Annotated in this window: 19 protein-coding genes; 7 read left to right on the top strand and 12 right to left on the bottom strand. The window is 67.6% G+C overall.

Annotated features, from left to right (window positions below):
• Positions 1–20: 20 nt before the first annotated feature.
• The 5 genes from CAL26_RS02325 to CAL26_RS02305 all read right to left on the bottom strand — a co-directional run bounded on the left by CAL26_RS02325 (position 21) and on the right by CAL26_RS02305 (position 5,045).
• The gene (locus tag CAL26_RS02325) at positions 21–1,427 is read right to left on the bottom strand and encodes a TRAP transporter large permease (protein ID WP_094845308.1); all 1,407 of its coding nucleotides are present in this window, start codon (positions 1,425–1,427) and stop codon (positions 21–23) included.
• Between the two features lie 28 nt (positions 1,428–1,455).
• Positions 1,456–2,067: a TRAP transporter small permease gene (locus CAL26_RS02320; RefSeq protein WP_086063127.1), complete on the bottom strand. Its 612-nt coding sequence runs from the start codon at positions 2,065–2,067 to the stop codon at positions 1,456–1,458.
• Positions 2,068–2,081: 14 nt separating this feature from the next.
• Positions 2,082–3,056 carry a sialic acid TRAP transporter substrate-binding protein SiaP gene (locus CAL26_RS02315; RefSeq protein WP_094845307.1) on the bottom strand — a complete coding sequence of 325 codons (975 nt, stop codon included), beginning with the start codon at positions 3,054–3,056 and terminating at the stop codon, positions 2,082–2,084.
• A gap of 68 nt (positions 3,057–3,124) precedes the next feature.
• Complete coding sequence (locus tag CAL26_RS02310; RefSeq protein WP_094845306.1) at positions 3,125–4,153, bottom strand: L-idonate 5-dehydrogenase; 1,029 nt, start codon at positions 4,151–4,153, stop codon at positions 3,125–3,127.
• Positions 4,154–4,298: 145 nt separating this feature from the next.
• Positions 4,299–5,045: a FadR/GntR family transcriptional regulator gene (locus tag CAL26_RS02305; protein ID WP_094845305.1), complete on the bottom strand. Its 747-nt coding sequence runs from the start codon at positions 5,043–5,045 to the stop codon at positions 4,299–4,301.
• Positions 5,046–5,170: 125 nt separating this feature from the next.
• On the opposite strand from CAL26_RS02305, the gene CAL26_RS02300 reads away from it, so the two are divergent.
• A complete protein-coding gene (locus CAL26_RS02300) occupies positions 5,171–5,566 on the top strand; it encodes a diacylglycerol kinase (RefSeq protein ID WP_086067646.1) in 396 nt (131 codons plus the stop codon).
• Positions 5,567–5,632: 66 nt separating this feature from the next.
• Entirely contained in the window at positions 5,633–6,451 is an 819-nt protein-coding gene (gene pyrF, locus CAL26_RS02295; RefSeq protein ID WP_094845304.1) for an orotidine-5'-phosphate decarboxylase, read from the top strand.
• 117 nt (positions 6,452–6,568) lie between these two features.
• On the opposite strand, the gene CAL26_RS02290 is transcribed toward pyrF, so the two are convergent.
• The 6 genes from CAL26_RS02290 to ribBA all read right to left on the bottom strand — a co-directional run bounded on the left by CAL26_RS02290 (position 6,569) and on the right by ribBA (position 10,936).
• Positions 6,569–7,108 (bottom strand): CinA family protein, encoded by a 540-nt coding sequence (locus CAL26_RS02290; protein WP_094845303.1) that lies wholly within the window; start codon positions 7,106–7,108, stop codon positions 6,569–6,571.
• Complete coding sequence (locus tag CAL26_RS02285) at positions 7,105–7,611, bottom strand: phosphatidylglycerophosphatase A family protein (protein WP_094845302.1); 507 nt, start codon at positions 7,609–7,611, stop codon at positions 7,105–7,107. The genes CAL26_RS02290 and CAL26_RS02285 overlap by 4 nt, the downstream gene beginning before the upstream one ends.
• Before the next feature lie 32 nt (positions 7,612–7,643).
• Entirely contained in the window at positions 7,644–8,609 is a 966-nt protein-coding gene (thiL, locus tag CAL26_RS02280; RefSeq protein WP_094845301.1) for a thiamine-phosphate kinase, read from the bottom strand.
• A 49-nt stretch (positions 8,610–8,658) separates the two neighbouring features.
• Positions 8,659–9,147: a transcription antitermination factor NusB gene (gene nusB / locus CAL26_RS02275; RefSeq protein WP_086063118.1), complete on the bottom strand. Its 489-nt coding sequence runs from the start codon at positions 9,145–9,147 to the stop codon at positions 8,659–8,661.
• Entirely contained in the window at positions 9,131–9,667 is a 537-nt protein-coding gene (gene ribH, locus CAL26_RS02270) for a 6,7-dimethyl-8-ribityllumazine synthase (protein ID WP_094845300.1), read from the bottom strand. Before ribH ends, nusB begins: the two co-directional genes overlap by 17 nt.
• Positions 9,668–9,757: 90 nt before the next feature.
• Positions 9,758–10,936, bottom strand: a complete 1,179-nt coding sequence (gene ribBA / locus CAL26_RS02265) for a bifunctional 3,4-dihydroxy-2-butanone-4-phosphate synthase/GTP cyclohydrolase II (RefSeq protein WP_094845299.1) — start codon at positions 10,934–10,936, stop codon at positions 9,758–9,760.
• A 174-nt stretch (positions 10,937–11,110) separates the two neighbouring features.
• Here ribBA and CAL26_RS02260 point away from each other — a divergent pair, with 174 nt between their 5' ends.
• Entirely contained in the window at positions 11,111–12,898 is a 1,788-nt protein-coding gene (locus tag CAL26_RS02260) for a CYTH and CHAD domain-containing protein (protein WP_094845298.1), read from the top strand.
• A gap of 43 nt (positions 12,899–12,941) precedes the next feature.
• On the opposite strand, the gene ftsY is transcribed toward CAL26_RS02260, so the two are convergent.
• Positions 12,942–14,321, bottom strand: a complete 1,380-nt coding sequence (gene ftsY / locus CAL26_RS02255) for a signal recognition particle-docking protein FtsY (RefSeq protein WP_373454445.1) — start codon at positions 14,319–14,321, stop codon at positions 12,942–12,944.
• Between ftsY and rsmD the strand changes: the two genes are divergently transcribed.
• From rsmD to CAL26_RS02235, 4 genes are all read left to right on the top strand, one after another.
• A complete protein-coding gene (rsmD, locus tag CAL26_RS02250; RefSeq protein ID WP_094845297.1) occupies positions 14,320–14,898 on the top strand; it encodes a 16S rRNA (guanine(966)-N(2))-methyltransferase RsmD in 579 nt (192 codons plus the stop codon). The two genes, ftsY and rsmD, sit on opposite strands and share 2 nt — an antisense overlap.
• Before the next feature lie 54 nt (positions 14,899–14,952).
• The gene (coaD, locus tag CAL26_RS02245; protein ID WP_086063112.1) at positions 14,953–15,456 is read left to right on the top strand and encodes a pantetheine-phosphate adenylyltransferase; all 504 of its coding nucleotides are present in this window, start codon (positions 14,953–14,955) and stop codon (positions 15,454–15,456) included.
• A gap of 103 nt (positions 15,457–15,559) precedes the next feature.
• Entirely contained in the window at positions 15,560–15,811 is a 252-nt protein-coding gene (locus tag CAL26_RS02240; RefSeq protein WP_094845296.1) for a YfhL family 4Fe-4S dicluster ferredoxin, read from the top strand.
• A 6-nt stretch (positions 15,812–15,817) separates the two neighbouring features.
• A complete protein-coding gene (locus tag CAL26_RS02235) occupies positions 15,818–17,023 on the top strand; it encodes a benzoate/H(+) symporter BenE family transporter (RefSeq protein ID WP_094845295.1) in 1,206 nt (401 codons plus the stop codon).
• Position 17,024: the final 1 nt, after the last annotated feature.

The following is a 17,024-nucleotide window of genomic DNA, read 5'->3' as shown; positions in this document are numbered from 1 at the left end:
TGCTACCGCCTCCAGTGGAATCAGTTGCCCATGCCCAATGCATGCGGCAACCACAACGTAATCTGCGGCACGTAGGTGATGGCGATCAGCGCCAGGAACAGCGGCACCAGCCAGGGCAGGATCGCCATGGTGGTCCGTTCCACGGACAGCCGCGCCACACGCGCCAGCACGAACAGCACCATGCCCAGGGGCGGGTGCAACAGGCCGATCATCAGGTTCAAGGTCATGATGAGGCCGAAATGGATCGGGTCGATGCCCAGCTTCAGCACGATGGGCAGCAGGATGGGAACCAGGATGGTGATCGCCGCGATGGTGTCGATGAAGCAACCCACCACCAGGATCAACACATTGGCCAGCATCAGGAAGACCCACTTGCTCTGCGTCACGCTGAGTATGGCATCGGTCAGGGCCTGCGCCGCCTGCGTCGTCGTCAGCAGCCAGGCGAATACCGAAGCCGCCGTCACGATGAACAACACCGATGCCGTCGTCTCGATGGTCTCGAAAGTGGCCTTGGCCAGCAGGCGCAGGGTCATGCTGCGATAGCGCACCAGGCCCAGGAACAAGGCCCATACCACGGCGGCCACCGCCGCTTCGGTGGGCGTGAACCAGCCCAGCGTCATGCCGCCGATCAGGATGACCGGCGCCATCAGGGCCATGACCGCGGAGAAATTGAAGCGCCAGTCCAGCGCCAGCAGCACCACGAAGGCGATGAGGGCGGCCCAGTTCGTCGCCACGCCGTAACGGGTCATCAGCCAGATGGAGAACGGGAACGCCAGCACGATCACCACTTCCAGCGCGGCTCCGCCCAGGCGGCGCAGATCGAAGCCGACGTCGCCGCCCCAGCCGTTCCGGCGCGCGTAGTAGGCGACGGTGAACATCATCAGCACCGTCAGCACCGCGCCCGGCACCACGCCGGCCAGGAACAGCGAGCCGATCGAGACATTGGCCATCATGCCGTAGATGACGAAGGGCAGCGACGGCGGAATGATCGGCCCCAGCGTGGCCGACGCGGCCGTCACGCCGACCGCGAACTCGGTCTTGTAGCCATGATCCTTCATGGCCTTGATCTCGATGGTGCCCAGCCCGGCCGCGTCGGCGATGGCGGTGCCGGACATGCCCGCGAAGATCACCGAGCCGATGATGTTCACATGGCCCAGGCCGCCCCGCATCCACCCCACCAGCGCCACCGCGAAGTTATAGATGCGCCCCGTGATCCCCGCGATGTTCATCAGGTTGCCGGCCAGGATGAAGAAGGGCACGGCCAGCAGCGGGAAGGACTCCACGCCGGCGATCATGCGCTGCGCGACCACCACGTCCGGCACGTCGCCGGAGACCAGCAGGTAAAGCAGGGAGGCGCCCGCCATGGACACCGCCACAGGCATGCCGATGATCATCATCAGCAGGAAAGCACAGATCAATATCCACATTGTCCAGCCCCTTGTTCGCGCCAGCGGCTCAGTCGAGTTTGTCGTAGGCGTCGGGGCGTTCCAGATTGGAATAGCCTTGCCGCCAGTTAACGATCGTGACTTGCAGAGACCGGACGGCCATCAGCGCGAAACCGAGCAGGGCCAGCCAGTAGACATAGGATTTATTCCATTCGATGGTGGTCATCGGCTCGTCGCCGACCAGCTGGATATAGCGCCAGACCAGCCAGCAGACGTAAGCGAAGAACGCCGTGCGGACCACGTCGATCAGCGTGGACAGCACCCTGCCCAATGCATGCGGCAGGAAGCGGTACAGCAGATCGACCTGGATGTGGCGGCAGGTGCGCACGCACATCGCCGCCCCGATGAACACCACCCCGATCAGGCAGTAGGTGGCGAGCTCCTCGGTCCAGGCGAAGGAATCGTTCAGCACGTAGCGCGTGAAGAACTGCAGGAACACCAGCAGCGCCATGAGCCAGAAAATCGCCAGGCACAGCCAGTCCTCGAAAGTATGGCCTGACAGGTCGGCGTCCTGGTGATCGGCCTCCTCGAAACTGGAGACGATGGATTCCACGGACGACGCATGCTGCGCCGCCTGTTGCGGCGCTACGCCGACGGGTGAAACATGTGCATCGGTGGCCATGGCGTTTCCTCCGCTCACTTCACGGCCTGGATTTTTTCCCAGTCGGATTTCTCATAGCCGTATTGCTTGAACGGCACCTTGTCCAGCACCGTCTGGCGGAAGTCGGCCACGTTCACGGTGTCCACCGTGATGCCTTTCTTCTTGAACTCGTCCACGAGCTCCTTTTCGCGCGCGATGATCTGCATGGACGCGCGTTCGGCGGCCTGCTGCGACACGTCCGAGAAGATCTGGCGGTCCTCGGGTGACAGCTTCTTCCACAACTGGCCGGAGATGATGGTGTTCAGGTGGTCGACGATGTGGCCGGTCAGCGCGATGTACTTCTGCACTTCGTAGAACTTCTTGGCCTCGATCGTGGTCAGCGGATTTTCCTGGGCCTCGACCGTGCCGTTCTGCAAGGCCAGGTAGACCTCGGCGAAGGCGATCGGCGACGTATTGGCGCCGCAGGCGCGCGGCATCGCCAGGTAGGCCGGCACGTCGGGCACGCGCATCTTCAGCCCCTGCATGTCCGAGCACTTCTGGATGCGCCGGTTGGACGTCGTCTGCCGCGTGCCGTAGTAGGTGGTCGCGACGATATGGTTGTTGGTCTTTTTCTCGTAGCCCTCGACCAATTCCTTGTAGATGTCGCTCTTGGTATAGGCGAGCAGGTGCTGCGGGTCGCGGAAGGTATAGGGATAGTAGGTGACGCCGATGCGCGGAAACGACTTGGCGGCAAAGCTGGAGCCGGAGATGATCATATCCACGGTGCCCAGCGTCAGGCCCTGGTTGATATCGTTTTCCTTGCCCAGTTGCGACGCGGGGTAGACATCGATGTGATAGCGGCCGTTGGTGCGTTTCTCGATTTCCTGGGCGGCCCACACGGATTCCGTGTGGAAAGGTTCCGACGTCTCGTAGACGTGCGCCCATTTCAGCTTGGTCTGCGCGGTCGCGCCCGCCGATACGGCGAGCGCCAGCGCGGCGAACAGTAGTCTGGCTGCCTGGCCTTGCTTCATGTCGTGTCTCCTCTTTCTTGCAGGACGTCGATGCGCTCTGCGGCGCCGCCTGTCGGTTCAATGGAACATCATTCACATACGAGTTGCACCTTGGTACTGCGGGTCCGGTCGGCCGCCAGTTCAAAGGCCGCGACGGCCTGGTCCAGCGGCAATTGCGCGCTCATCAAGGGCCGGACGTCGACCTTGCGCGCGCGTAGATAAGCGACGGCCCAATCGAATTCGGGGCCGGCGCGAAAGGCGCCGACGTAGTCGAGTTCGCGGGCCATGATGCTGTTGGCCGGGAAATGCAGGCCGTCGGCCGGCAGCGTGCCCACCTGCACGATGCGCCCGCCGCGCCGCGTGGCGGCCAGGCAGGTTGCCAGGGCCGCGGGGCTGCCGGCGGCTTCGATGGCGATGTCGGCCACGTCCGCCAGCTCGCCGGCGTCGGCCGTATCGCTGCGCACCGTGGCGTCGGCGCCGACGGCGCGGGCCATGTCCAGCGGACGATCGGCGATGTCGCACACGATGATGCGGGCGGCGCCCGCCAGGCGCGCGGCGATCACCGTCATGCAGCCTATGGTGCCGCCGCCGGTCACGAGCACCGTGCGGCCCATCATTTCACCCGCGCGGCGCACGCCGTGCAGGCCGATGGACAGGGGCTCGGCACAGGCCAGTTCACCCAGCGTAATGTCTTCGGGCACCGGCGTCAGTTGCCGCTCGCCCATCACGAAACGCTCGCGGAACATGCCCTGCACGTGGGGATAGACGCTGGCGCTGCCCAGGAAACGCATGTTGCTGCACAGGTTGTCGCGGCCGGCGCGGCAGTAGTCGCAGCGCCCGCAGGGATGCGAAGGGTTGATGGCCACCTTCATGCCCGGCGCGACGCGGGTCACCGCGTCGCCGACGCGCGTGACGACGCCGGAGGCCTCGTGGCCGGGGATCAACGGCTCGCGGATGACGAAAGCGCCGACCCGGCCATGCAGGAAGTAATGCAGGTCGGAACCGCAGATGCCGGCCGCGCCCAGGCGCAGCTCGACGTCATGGGGCGCCAGCGGCGCGGGATCGTCCGGCTCCAGCCGCAGGTCGCGGGCGCCGTGGATGCGGCAGGCGATGCTCATGCCGGCCGCCCCTGCAGCCTTCCTTGCCGGCCTCGTTGCGGTCCTCGTTGCGGCCCTGCTCGCCGCATTTCCCGCCGCTTCCCTTGCCGCCGGTACGCCGGCGCCTCGCTCGCGACTTTCATTGTGTCTCCTTCGGGGGCGATGGCTACGCTTCGCCCATGGTTCCGGATACCGCCTTGAGTTTGCCTGCCCCACCATCCGCCGCCGACCATTGCGCGGTGAAGCGATCGTGCGACCTGGCCATGTGGTCACGCATGGCCGCGCGCGCGGCCGCGGCGTCGCCAGCCGCGATCGCGTCGACCACCCGTTCGTGTTCGGCGATGGCCGCTTCCCAGCTTTCCGCGTTCTCGAAATGACTGCCCAGCTGCACCGCCAGCGGATTGTGGCGCTCGTCGTAAAGCTCGCCCACCAGCCGCAGCAGCACCGAATTCTCGGTGGCGGCGGCGATGCGCACATGGAACAGGCGGTCGCCGCGCGCGGGGATATTGCCGGAGCCGGCTTCCTCGCGCATGACGTCCAGCGCCTGGCGCAGGCCGGCGATATCCGGCGCCTTCATCACGCGCGCGGCCTGCGCCGCCAGTTCGCCTTCGATCAACTGCCGCGCCAGTATGGTGTCCAGCGGACTTTCCGCCACCACGCTGCCGCCTGCCGCGCCGTCGCCGCGCGCCCGGACGTAGATGCCGGAACCCATCCGCACTTCGACCAGGCCTTCGACTTCCAGGGCGATCAGGGCTTCGCGCACCGACGGCCGCGAAACGCCCATTTTCAGCGCCAGGTCGCGTTCCGGAGGCAGGCGGGTCCCCACGGGAAATTCGCCCCGCTCTATCAGGGCCCGCAACTGGTCCGCGATCTGGCGGTACAGTCGCCGGGGTTCAATGGCGTGAAACGGCATGCGGCTGATCGGTCAAGTGGCCTTACCAATTGACCGCATACTGCGCGCCACGGCATGATGAAACAATTAGGGTTTCTGCTTATCATTGCGGCGGTCGCCCTCTCCGCCGGTCCAACCTATCCGCCATGACGCCTACACCGCAGCACTCGCCCTACAAAAGCACCGGCGGCATGCGCCGCATCTTCAACGCGCTGCGCTACTCCATGCAGGGGCTGCGCGCGGCGATCCGCTACGAAGCGGCGTTCCGCCAGGAACTCGCCCTGGCCATCCTGCTGATCCCGGCCGCCTTCTGGCTGGGCCGGTCCGTGCTGGAAGTCTTCATTCTCATCATGTCGGTCACCATGGTGCTGGTGACCGAACTGCTGAATTCCGCCATCGAGGCCCTGGCCGATGCGCTGTCGGTGGAAATGCACCCGCTGCTGGGACGCGCCAAGGACCTGGGCAGCGCCGCGGTGCTGCTCTGCCTGATCTTCACGGTGGCGATCTGGGCCGCCGTGGCGATCGGCCGCTTCCTGCTCTGAAGGACGCGGCCGCTTAGGCAAGCGGTACACTGGCGCGGTTCACCGACGCGCAACCTTCCACTGACGATGAATTTCAAAGAAAAACTCGACGCCGCCTGGGAGACCTCCGGCTCGCTGCTGACGGTCGGCCTGGATCCGGACGTGCAGCGCCTGCCCCATGAACTGGACGGGGAACCCGACGCCATCTTCCGTTTCTGCCGCGACATCGTCGACGCGACGGCGCCCTACGCCTGCAGTTTCAAACCGCAGATCGCGTATTTCGCCGCCGCACGGGCGGAAGACCAGCTGGAGGCGCTATGCGCGCATATCCGCGAACGGCATCCGGACCATGCCATCGTGCTGGACGCCAAGCGCGGCGATATCGGCTCGACCGCGGAACAGTACGCACGCGAGGCGTTCGAGCGCTACAACGCGCATTGCGTGACCGTCAGTCCGTACATGGGCCTGGATTCGGTCGACCCCTATCTGCGCTGGACCGATCGCGGCGTGTTCGTCCTGTGCCGCACCTCCAACCCCGGCGGCTCGGACCTGCAGTTCCTGAAAACGGAAGAAGGCGAACCGCTATACCTGCACGTGGCCGGCCTGGTCGCGGACAAATGGAATAGCCACGGCCAATGCGGCCTGGTGGTGGGCGCCACCTATCCCAACGAGCTTGCGGCGGTACGCCAGCGCGTGGGCGATGCCGTCCCGGTGCTGATACCGGGCATAGGCGCGCAGGGTGGCGACGTGACGGCCACGGTGACCAATGCGCGCAATGCGCACGGGACGGGCATGTTGATCAGTTCGTCCCGGGCCATCCTGTACGCGTCGGGCGGCAAGGATTGGCGGGAAGCCGCGGGCGCGGCCGCCAAGGACCTGCGCGACGCCATCAACGCGGTGCGCTGAGGACCGGGGCGCGGTCCGCTCCCGGATTCGCTTCGGTCTTCCGTCCCGGCTGTCGTTCGGACATGACAACGGCCCGGCATCGTCATGCGATGCCGGGCCGCGATCGGGCAGCAGGGGTCAGACCAGCGTGGGAGCCGGCTCTTCGACCCTGGCGCCTATGGTTTCGAGCAGGCCCAGCAGGGCGAAGGCCACGGCCTGTTCGCGGATCTGCGCACGGTCGCCGTTGAAGACGTGCGTGGCGGCGCGGGTGGTGATGCCGCTGCCCACGCGCACCGCGAAGCCGAAACACACCATGCCGACGGGCTTGCCGGGCGTTCCGCCTTCCGGCCCGGCGATGCCCGTGGTGGACACCGCCACGTGCGCGCCCAGGGATTCCAGCAATACGCCATTGGCCATTTCCTGGGCCACGGGTTCGCTGACGGCGCCATACAGGTTCAGGGTATCCGGCGATACCTGCAGGTCGACCACCTTGGCCTCGTTGCTGTAGGTGACGAAGCCCCGGTCGAACCAGGCGCTGGAGCCGGCGACCGCGGTAATGGCGCCGGCGACCAGTCCGCCGGTGCAGGATTCGGCCGTACCCATCATCCAGTTGCGGCGCTTCAGTTCCCGACCCAGCGCGGCGGCCAGGTTGATCGTATTGCTGTCGAACGTCGTCATTGAAATGCTCCCAAACGCACTGCAATTGCCATGACCAGCAGCGCGTAGGCCGCTGCCAGCAGGTCATCCCACATCACCCCGATACCGTTCTTCATGCGCGCATCAAAATAGCGGATGGGCGGCGGCTTCACGATGTCGAAAACACGGAACAGGACGAAGGCGCAAAGTTGCGCCACCCACCCGCTCGGCACCAGCCACAACACCAGCCAGAAGGCGGCCATTTCGTCCCAGACCATGCCGACATGATCGGGTTCGCCCAGCTCCTGGCCCGCACGATGACAAGCCCAGCATCCATAGACGATCGCCAGAGCAATTAGCAGGCCCAACGCCAGGTCGCCGAGCCAGTGGGCCGCGGGCAGCCACAGGATCCAGGCCAGCAGGGTGCCCCAGGTGCCGGAGGCCGGCCGGATCAGGCCCGACCCCAGCCCGAAGGCGACGAAGCGGCTGGGGGTCTTGGATATCCACGAAAAGGACGGGAAAGCGACGCGAGCGCGTGCCCGCATGGAAACGGGGTCTGGATCCGGCGTAGTGTGATTCATGAGGAACGGAAGTGATCGAAACCGCGGGGAAGGTCGCGCAACGGGGTGCCGTCCGCATCCAGCACCACGAGCTGGCCGCCGGCATCGACGGCGCCGATGCGGCTCACCGCCACGCCGCATTCGGCGCCGATGCGGCGAATGGCGTCGGCGCGATCGGCGGGGGCCGTAAAGCACAATTCATAAACGTCGCCGCCGGCCAGCACGGCGTGCCGCACACGGGCCGGCGGCAGGCCCGCCAGCGCGCTGGAAACCGGCATGGCGTCCCACGCCAGCCGCGCACCGACGCCGCTGGCCTTCAGGATGTGGCCCAGATCCTGCAGCAACCCGTCGGAGACATCGATGGCCGCGTGGGCGACGCCGGCCAGGGCCGGGCCCAGGGTGTAGCGTGGCTGCGGCCACTCCAGCGCGGTGCGTGTGCGCGCCAGCAGCGCGGCATCGGCGGGCATGTGGCCGCCCAGCAGCCGATAGGCGATGTCGGCATCGCCCAGGGTGCCCGACACCCAGATATCGTCACCCACCCGCGCAGCGTCGCGGCGCAGCGCGGCTTCCGGCCGGACCGCGCCGAACACCGTCACGCTGATGGCGAGCGCGCCGGGATTGCCCGTGGTGTCGCCGCCTATCAGCGGGCAGCCGGCCTGGTCGGCCATGGCATGGAAGCCCTGGGCGAAGGCCGCCAGCCAAAATTCCCTGGCCTCCGGCAGCGCGAGGCCCAGCAGGCAGCCGATGGGCCGTGCACCCATCGCGGCCAGGTCCGATACGTTCACCGCCAATGCCTTGTGCCCGAGCGCGCGTGGATCGACGTCCGGAAAGAAATGCCGGCCTTCGATCAACAGGTCCGTGCTGGTCGCCACCTGCATGCCGGCCGGCACGCCGAACAGGGCGCAATCGTCGCCGACGCCCACCATGCCGGCGGGGGCGACGCGCTTGAAGTACCGGTCTATCAGGTCGAATTCGGAAGCCACGCGGATTCCTTGCAGTGGATCGGCGCCGCGCGAGCAGGTTCCGTCGGGATCAGCGCCGCGCCGCCGCGGCGACTTCCTTGGCCCGTACGTCCGCCGCCAACTTGTCCAGCACGCCGTTCACAAACTTGAAGCCGTCTGTGCCGCCGAAGGACTTGGCCAGTTCGACGGCTTCGTTGATGGCGACCTTGTAGGGGACTTCGACGTGGTGCACCAGCTCGTAGCTGCCGATCAGCAGTATGCCGTGTTCGACCGGCGACAGCTCGTTCAACGGCCTGTCGATGAAGGGCGTGAAGCGCTCGCGCAGGTCGGGGGCTTCACGCAGCACGCCGTGCAGCAAGGTCTTGAACCACTGCGCGTCGGCTTCGGAAAAATCCTCGGCATCGCGCAGATGGGCGTCGATTTCGCCGGCGTCCTGGGTGCCTTCGCCGCCGCGCAGCAGCCAGGCGTAGACGCCCTGCAGGGCGAATTCACGGGCGCGGCGACGCGCGCTGCGCGCGTTGGCGCGTACCTGGGCGGCCTGATCAGCGGCGGTTGTCATCGTCTTCTTCTTCGTCGAAATCTTCGTCGTCTTCCTCTTCCCCGTCTTCGTCGTCTTCTTCGGGTTCGAGGGCGGCGATCAGGTTGGCCATCTCGACGGCGACCTGGGCGCAGTCGCGGCCCTTGCCGGGCGCGCGGGCTTCGGCCTGTTCGTCGGTATCGACCGTCAAAACGCCGTTGGCGATGGGGATGCCGGTTTCCACGGAGATACGGGTGATCGCCGCGGCCATTTCGTTGCTGACGACCTCGAAATGGTAGGTTTCGCCGCGGATCACGGCGCCCAGTGCGATCAGGGCGTCGAATTCATAGGTTTCGGCCATGCGCGCCAGCGTGACGCCCAGCTCCAGCGCACCCGGCACGGAAACCAGCATGACGTCGCGTTCGTCGACGCCCAGCTTGGCCAGTTCTTCCAGGCAAGCTTCCTGTTCGGTCTGGCCGATCTCCTCGTTGAACCGGGCGCGGACGATGCCGATGTGCAGCCCCTCGCCGTTCATGTCGGGGGATAAGGTGTAGGGATTCATCGATGACTGCCTTATAGGGTTGCGGCGGTGGTCGCAAAATTGGAAGCGGCGGGTGTCGGGTGGCGGCACCCGCGAGTGAAGCCTGTGCGCCTAGCGTACCGGGGACGCGGGAGGGTCGCAATCGTAACCTGTAATCGACAGGGCGAAGCCCGCCATGCTGGGCATCCGGCGCGGCCGCGCCAGCAATTTCATCTGGCCGACGTTCAGGTCGCGCAGGATCTGGGCGCCGATGCCGTAGGTGCGCAGCCCGACGCGGTCGGCGCGGGATTCGTCCCTGGCGCCGCTGGCGGGCTCGCCCCAGGCGGCGATCTGTTCGGACAGGTGTTCGCCGCCCGCCTGGCAATTCATCAACACCACCACGCCGGCCGGCGCGGTGGCGATGGTCTGCAGGGCTTGCGCCACGCCCCAGCTGTGCTGGCTGGCGCCCATGTCCAGGACGTCCAGCAGCGACGCCGGTTCGTGCACCCGCACCAGGGTCTCGCGCTGCGGATCGATGTCGCCGTGCACCAGCGCCAGGTGGATGGATTGCGTGGCGGTGTCGCGATACGCCACCGAGCGGAATGCGCCCCACGGCGTGCGCATCGGGCGCTCGCCCAGCCGCTGGATGATGGATTCGTGCTCGCTGCGGTACTGGATCAGGTCGGCGATGGTGCCTATTTTCAGGTCGTGCGCCTTGGCGAACGCCACCAGGTCCGGCAGGCGCGCCATCGTGCCGTCCGGCTTGAGGATTTCGCAGATGACGGCGGCCGGGGTCAGGCCCGCCATGGCGGTCAGGTCGCAGCCGGCTTCGGTATGGCCGGCCCTGACCAGGACGCCGCCGGGGACGGCGCGCACGGGGAAGATATGGCCAGGCTGCACCAGATCGGCCGGCTTGGCGTCGCGCGCCACGGCCACGCGGATGGTGCGCGCGCGGTCGGCGGCCGAGATGCCGGTTTCCACGCCTTCCGCGGCCTCGATCGACACGGTGAAATTGGTGCCAAAGCGGGTGCCGTTGCGGGTGGCCATCAGCGGCAGGTCCAGCTGGCGGCAGCGTTCCTCGGTCAGCGTCAGGCAGACCAGGCCGCGGCCGTGGGTGACCATGAAGTTGATGGCCTCCGGCGTGACGAATTCCGCGGCCATGACCAGGTCGCCTTCGTTTTCCCGGTCTTCTTCGTCGACCAGGATGACGATGCGCCCGGCGCGCAGCTCGGCGATGATTTCGGCGACCGAGGCGATGCCGAAGGATTCGGCTTCGACGGCGGACGCGGCGGGAGTAAGCTGGGCGGACATGACAGGGACAGGCGGCGGAAAAAACCAATTTTACCGCCCCGCGACGGACCACAGGGCGTCGCGCGCGCCTCGGACTCCCCGTCGCCCGCGCGCGAATGACCAATTTATGACAAGTCATCACCCTCTAATCAACGGATGGGTACTATCGCGGGTCCATTTGTTTTGCGGAACGTCATGTCGGAACAGGAACTGAAGCTGCACGTGCCTGCGGCGGCCCGGGCTAACGTCGAACGAGAACTCAAGCAGGCGGGCGCGGAACGCGTCCCCCTGCACGCGATGTATTTCGATACCCCGGACCGCGAGCTCGCGCGGGCCCGGATCGCCATCCGCCTGCGGCGCGAAGGGCGCAACTGGGTGCAGACCTTGAAAACCCCCGGGGCCAACGCGATCACGCGCGTGGAAATGAATCATCCCCGCCCCGGGCCGATCCTGGACCTGTCCGTCTACGCCGGCACCGAAGTCCATGGCGCACTGGCCGCGCTGAAGGGCGAACTGGAACTCCGCTACGAGACGGACGTCATCCGCCTGGTCCGCAAGACGCGCACGCGCCTGGGCACGGTGGAAATCGCCTACGACCAAGGCGTGCTGCGCGCGGGTGAGCTCGAGCTGCCCATTTCCGAAGTCGAGTTCGAACTGATGTCGGGCCGTCCTGCCGCCATCTTCGCCACGGCGCGCACCTGGCTGCCCCGCCATGGCCTGGTACTGGATCCCCGCAGCAAGTCGGAACGCGGCGACGGCCTGGCGCAGCTGGCGCACGCGCTGGCGCGGCCGGACCTGACGGAAGACGCCCGCAAGGCGGCGATCGCGGAATTCTGGGGCCCCCGCCCCGCCAAGCCCATCCACCTGTCGCCGGGCATGACGCCCCCGCAGGGCCTGGCGGCGGTCGCGAGCGAATGTCTGAACCAGATCATGCGCAACGCCGCGATGCTGGCCGAAGTCGATACGCTGGACGTCTATGGCGCCGGCCAGCCGGAACACGTGCATCAGCTGCGGGTGGGCATACGCCGCCTGCGGTCGGCCTGGCGCCTGTTCCGCGGCTGGGCCGAATTGCCGCCGGACGACGCGCAAAACGCCCTGCGGGCGTACTTCGCGGCCTTCGGCGCCAACCGCGATCAGGACGTGCTGCAGGAGTCCATCATCCCGGCGCTGGTGAAAGCCGGCATGCCCACCTTCCCGATACCGGAGGCCGAGACGGCCCCGGTGGCCGCGCGCGAAACCGCCGCCGGCAAGGCCTTCCAGGGCTGGCTGCTGGACATGCTGGAGTGGACGCTGGATGTGCGCCCCGCGCCGGAAACATTGGAAACCGCCGTGGCGGGCGGAATCGCCGGCGGCCACGCCCGGACGAGCCATCCGTTGCCCGGCGGCCTGCATGCCGGCGGCGAGGACGGCGGCCATGGGTCGTCAGGCGGCGCCGGCACGGGCAGCGAGGACAGCGGGGGCGACGCCGGCGATACGGCGAGCCCCGGCACCCCGGGCGCGGATATGGCCGGCGCCAAGGGCATTTCCGCGGCGCCAAGGCACGCCCTGGAAATCATCCATCCCACCATCATTCCGCTGACCCCGCGCGAACCGCGCGACCTGCCCACGCTGCTGGGCCGCCGGCTACGCAAATGGCACAGGCAGGTGTTGGCGGAAGGCCAGCGTTTCGCCGAACTGGATATCCCGACGCGCCACGATCTGCGCAAACGCGCCAAGCGCCTGCGCTACGGCCTGAGCTTCGCGGAATCCCTGCTGCCGGCGAACAGGATGCGCGACTACCGGCGCCGCCTGGCGGCGGTGCAGGACGTGTTGGGCGAGATGAACGATCTGTCGGTCGCGCATGACCTGTATCGCCAGTGGAGCAGCCGCCATCCCCAGGCGTGGTTCGCCCTGGGCTGGATCAGCGCCAGGCAGGAAAAGCTGACCGGCGAGGCCCAGCGGGCCTTCGCCAAGCTGGGCACGGCGAAGCGGTTCTGGCGATAGGCGGGAACCGCCGCGCGGCGGCGGAGCGTCAGTTCAGATCAGTTCAGTTCGACATGCCCAGCAAGGCGGCGGCGAACTCGTCGGCGACGAAGGGCTGGAGGTCTTCCAGGCCTTCGCCCACCCCGATCCAGTAGACCGGTACCGGCCGCACCCCCTGGCTGCCGGCGGCCACCGCGGCCAGGGTGCCGCCCTTGGCCGTGCCGTCCAGCTTGGTCACCACCAGGCCGGTCAGATTGATCGCCGCATCGAAAGCCCGTATCTGCGCCAGGGCATTCTGGCCGGTGTTGCCGTCGACGACCAGCAGCACTTCATGGGGCGCCGCGGGATCGGCCTTGCCGACGACACGGCGGATCTTCTTGAGCTCTTCCATCAGGTGCAGCTGCGTCGGCAGCCGCCCGGCGGTATCGACCATGACCACACCCACGCCACGGGCGCGGCCGGCGTTGACGGCATCGAATGCCACCGCGGCGGGGTCGCCGCCTTCCTGGGCGATCACGGTGACGTTGTTGCGGGCGCCCCATTCCATCAACTGCTGGCGCGCGGCGGCGCGGAAGGTGTCTCCCGCGGCCAGCAGCACGCTGGCGCCCTGCTGCTGGAAGGTGTTGGCCAGTTTGCCGATGGACGTCGTCTTGCCGGCGCCGTTCACGCCGGCGATCATGATCACCAGCGGGGCCGCCCGGCCCAGCTCGAAGCGGCGTTCCAGCGGCCGCAGATGGTCGGCCAGGATCTGCCGCAGTACTTCGCGCACCCGGGCGGCGTCTTCGATGCGTTCTTTCTTGACACGGGCGCGCAGCGCGTTCAACAGCGTCTCGGTGGCTTCAACGCCGGCATCGGCCATAATGAGCGCCGTTTCCAGTTCCTCGAACAGGTTTTCGTCGACCTTGACGCCGACGAACAGGCCGCCGATGCTCTGGCCGGTGCGCGACAGGCCCTGCTTGAGGCGCTGCAGCCAGGATTTTTTCCCGGGCTGCTCGACCGGCGCGGCGGCGGACGTGGTCTGCGCCGGCGTCGCGGCGGATGGCGGGACCGGGGGCGTCGCGGGTACCGCCAGCGGCGCCGGTGCGGGCGTCGACTGGCTGGACGGGGCCAGGCCGGACGTCGGCACGCCGGGCGTCGGCACGCCGGGCGCCGGCACGCCAGGTGCCGGCACGGAGGGCGCGGGCAGGTCTGGCGCCGGCGCGGCGGATACGCCCGCGCCGCCGGCACCCGGAACGCGCGCGGACGTGCCGCCCAGGTCGATGGTGGGTTCCACCCTGGCCGCCGGCCACGGGGCGTGCTCATCCGGACGCCGCGGCGGGGCGTCGGGCGCCGTGGCGGGCGGAACCGGAATCTGCGCGTCGCGGCCGGCCGGCTCGGCAGGCTTGGGAGCCTGCGCGGGCTCAGGGGCGGGCGCGGGGGATTTTTTCTTGAAGAAATTCAGCATGACGAACAAGTATATTCGCATCGTCGGCGGCCAATACCGGCGCACGCCGATTGCAGTGATCGACGCGGCCGGACTGCGGCCGACACCGGACCGGGTCCGCGAAACCCTGTTCAACTGGCTGCACTATTTCTGGGATGGCGACTTCGCCGGCAAAAGCGCGCTGGACCTGTTCGCCGGCAGCGGCGCGCTGGGCTTCGAGGCCGCCTCGCGCGGCGTCGCGCACGTGCAGATGGTGGAACGCGACAAGGCCGCCCTCGCCGCCCTGCGCGCCGTCCGCGACAAGCTGGGCGCCAGCCAGATACGCATCCATGCCGGCGACGCCATGGAAGTCCTGCGCCGCATGGACGCCTCGCGCTACGACCTGGTGCTGCTGGATCCGCCCTTCAACCAGGGCTGGCTGGAACGAGTCGCCCCCCTGCTGCCGGGTGTCCTGGCCGAGGACGCGCTGGTGTACGTCGAGAGCGAAGCCGAGCTGTCGCAGGACGTGCTGCCAGCCCCACAATTCGAAATGTTGCGTAATGACCGTGCCGGCGCTGTCCACTATGCGCTACTTCGGTTTGCTGCAATGCGGAAATAGATCAATAATCGTCGGCTCGGAGAGGCGACATACCCATAAATCAAGGGAGGACGCATGATCATCGCTGTTTACCCCGGCACATTCGACCCGCTCACCCGCGGTCACGAGGACCTCGTACGGCGCGCCGCCGCGCTGTTCGACGAGGTCGTGGTCGGCGTTGCCCATAGCCGCAACAAGAAGCCCTTTTTCAATATCGAAGAACGGGTCGCGATCGCGCGCGAAGTCCTGGGGCATTACCCCAACGTGCGCGTCGAAAGCTTCGGCGGCCTGCTGAAGGATTTCGTGCGCGAACAGAATGGCCGCGTGATCGTGCGCGGCCTGCGCGCGGTGTCCGACTTCGAATATGAATTCCAGATGGCGGGCATGAATCGCCACCTGCTGCCGGACGTCGAAACGCTGTTCATGACGCCGTCCGATCAGTACCAGTTCATTTCGGGCACCATCGTGCGCGAGATCGCTCAACTGGGCGGGGACGTCAGCAAATTCGTCTTCCCGTCGGTCGAGCGTTGGCTGCAGGAAAAAGCCAAGGTGCACCGCGAGCAGAGCTGGCCGCGATGACGCGCGCGCCGGCTGGCGCGGGCAGGGTGGCGGGCGGCACTACAATGGGCGTATTCGCGCGCGCTGCGCGCAGCCCGAGCGGCTTTCGACGCCGCTGTCCGCCATGGCTCTGAAGATCACCGAAGAATGCATCAACTGCGACGTATGCGAGCCGCAGTGTCCCAACGAAGCCATTTCGATGGGCGATGAGTATTACGTCATCGATCCCGACAAGTGCACGGAATGCGTGGGGCATCATGACGAGCCGCAGTGCAAGGTGGTCTGTCCGGTGGAATGCATAGAGATCCATCCGCAGTGGCAGGAAGGCCAGGACGCGCTGATGGCGAAATACCGCCGCCTGACCGGACATGCCTGACCGGCCATGCCTGAACACGTGAGCCTGGGCGGCCGCGCCGGCGCGCTGCGCGGCGATCTTTCCCTTTCCGCCATCGTCGCCGGTTTGGTGGCGGTCGTCGTCAGTTTCGGCGGCACCGCCGTGCTGATGGTGCAGGCTGGCCACACCGTCGGCCTGGACGCCGCGCGCATCGGATCCTGGCTGGGATCGATCTGCCTGGCCCTGGGCCTGGGCGGCGTGTGGCTAAGCATGCGCACCCGCCTGCCCATCGTGCTGGCATGGTCCACGCCTGGGGCGGCGCTGCTGATCACCGCACTGGCCGGCGTGCCCTTCGCCGAAGCCGTCGGCGCCTTCGTCGTCGCGGCCGCGTTGGCGCTGGTGTGCGGCCTGCTCGGCTGGGTCGACCCGATCGCGCGCCGCATTCCGCCGCAGATCGCTTCCGCCATGCTGGCCGGCGTGCTGCTGAACTTCGGCATCGGCGTCTTCGGCGCGATGGGGCGGCAGGCCGCGCTGGTGCTGCCGATGGCGCTGGTTTACCTGATCTTCAAACGCTACGCGCCCCGCTACGCCATCCTGGCCGTGCTGGCCACGGGACTCGCGGCCGCCGCCGCGCAAGGGCTGTTGAGTTTCGGCGGCGCGGAATGGCACATGACCGAGTTCGTCTGGACCACGCCCGTCTTCACGTGGCGCGCGGTCATCAGCCTGGCCGTGCCCTTGTTCGTGGTCGGCATGGCGTCGCAGAACCTGCCCGGGCTGGCGGTGCTGCAGGCCGCCGGCTACCGCGACGTGCCGGCTTCACGCGTGATTGCCGTGAGCGGTGGCGTGGGACTGGTCGCGGCGCCTTTCGGCGCGCACAGCGTGACGCTGGCGGCCATCATCGCGGCCATCTGCGCCGGGCGCGAGGCGCACCCCGATCCGGCGCGGCGTTATGTCGCCGCCGTCGCCTACGGGGCGGCCTATGTCGTATTGAGCGTCGCCGCCGGCGCGGTGGCGGTGTTTTTCCAGGCATTGCCGCCGCCCCTGATCGCCGCCCTGGCGGGGCTGGCCCTGCTGGCGCCCATCATGGGCGGCATGGCGGCCGCCATGCGCGACGAACCCGGCCGCGAAGCCGCGCTGATCACGCTGCTGGCGACCGCCTCCGGCATGACGTTCTGGGGCGTCGGGTCGGCATTCTGGGGACTGGCGGCCGGACTGGTCGCGCATGCCTTCATGAGCGGCCTGCGCAAAGGCTGAA

Source organism: Bordetella genomosp. 9 (assembly GCF_002261425.1).
Classification (GTDB): domain Bacteria; phylum Pseudomonadota; class Gammaproteobacteria; order Burkholderiales; family Burkholderiaceae_B; genus Bordetella_C.
The sequence above is the reverse complement of the archived record's forward strand: the minus strand, read 5'-3'. Positions and strand labels throughout refer to the sequence as shown.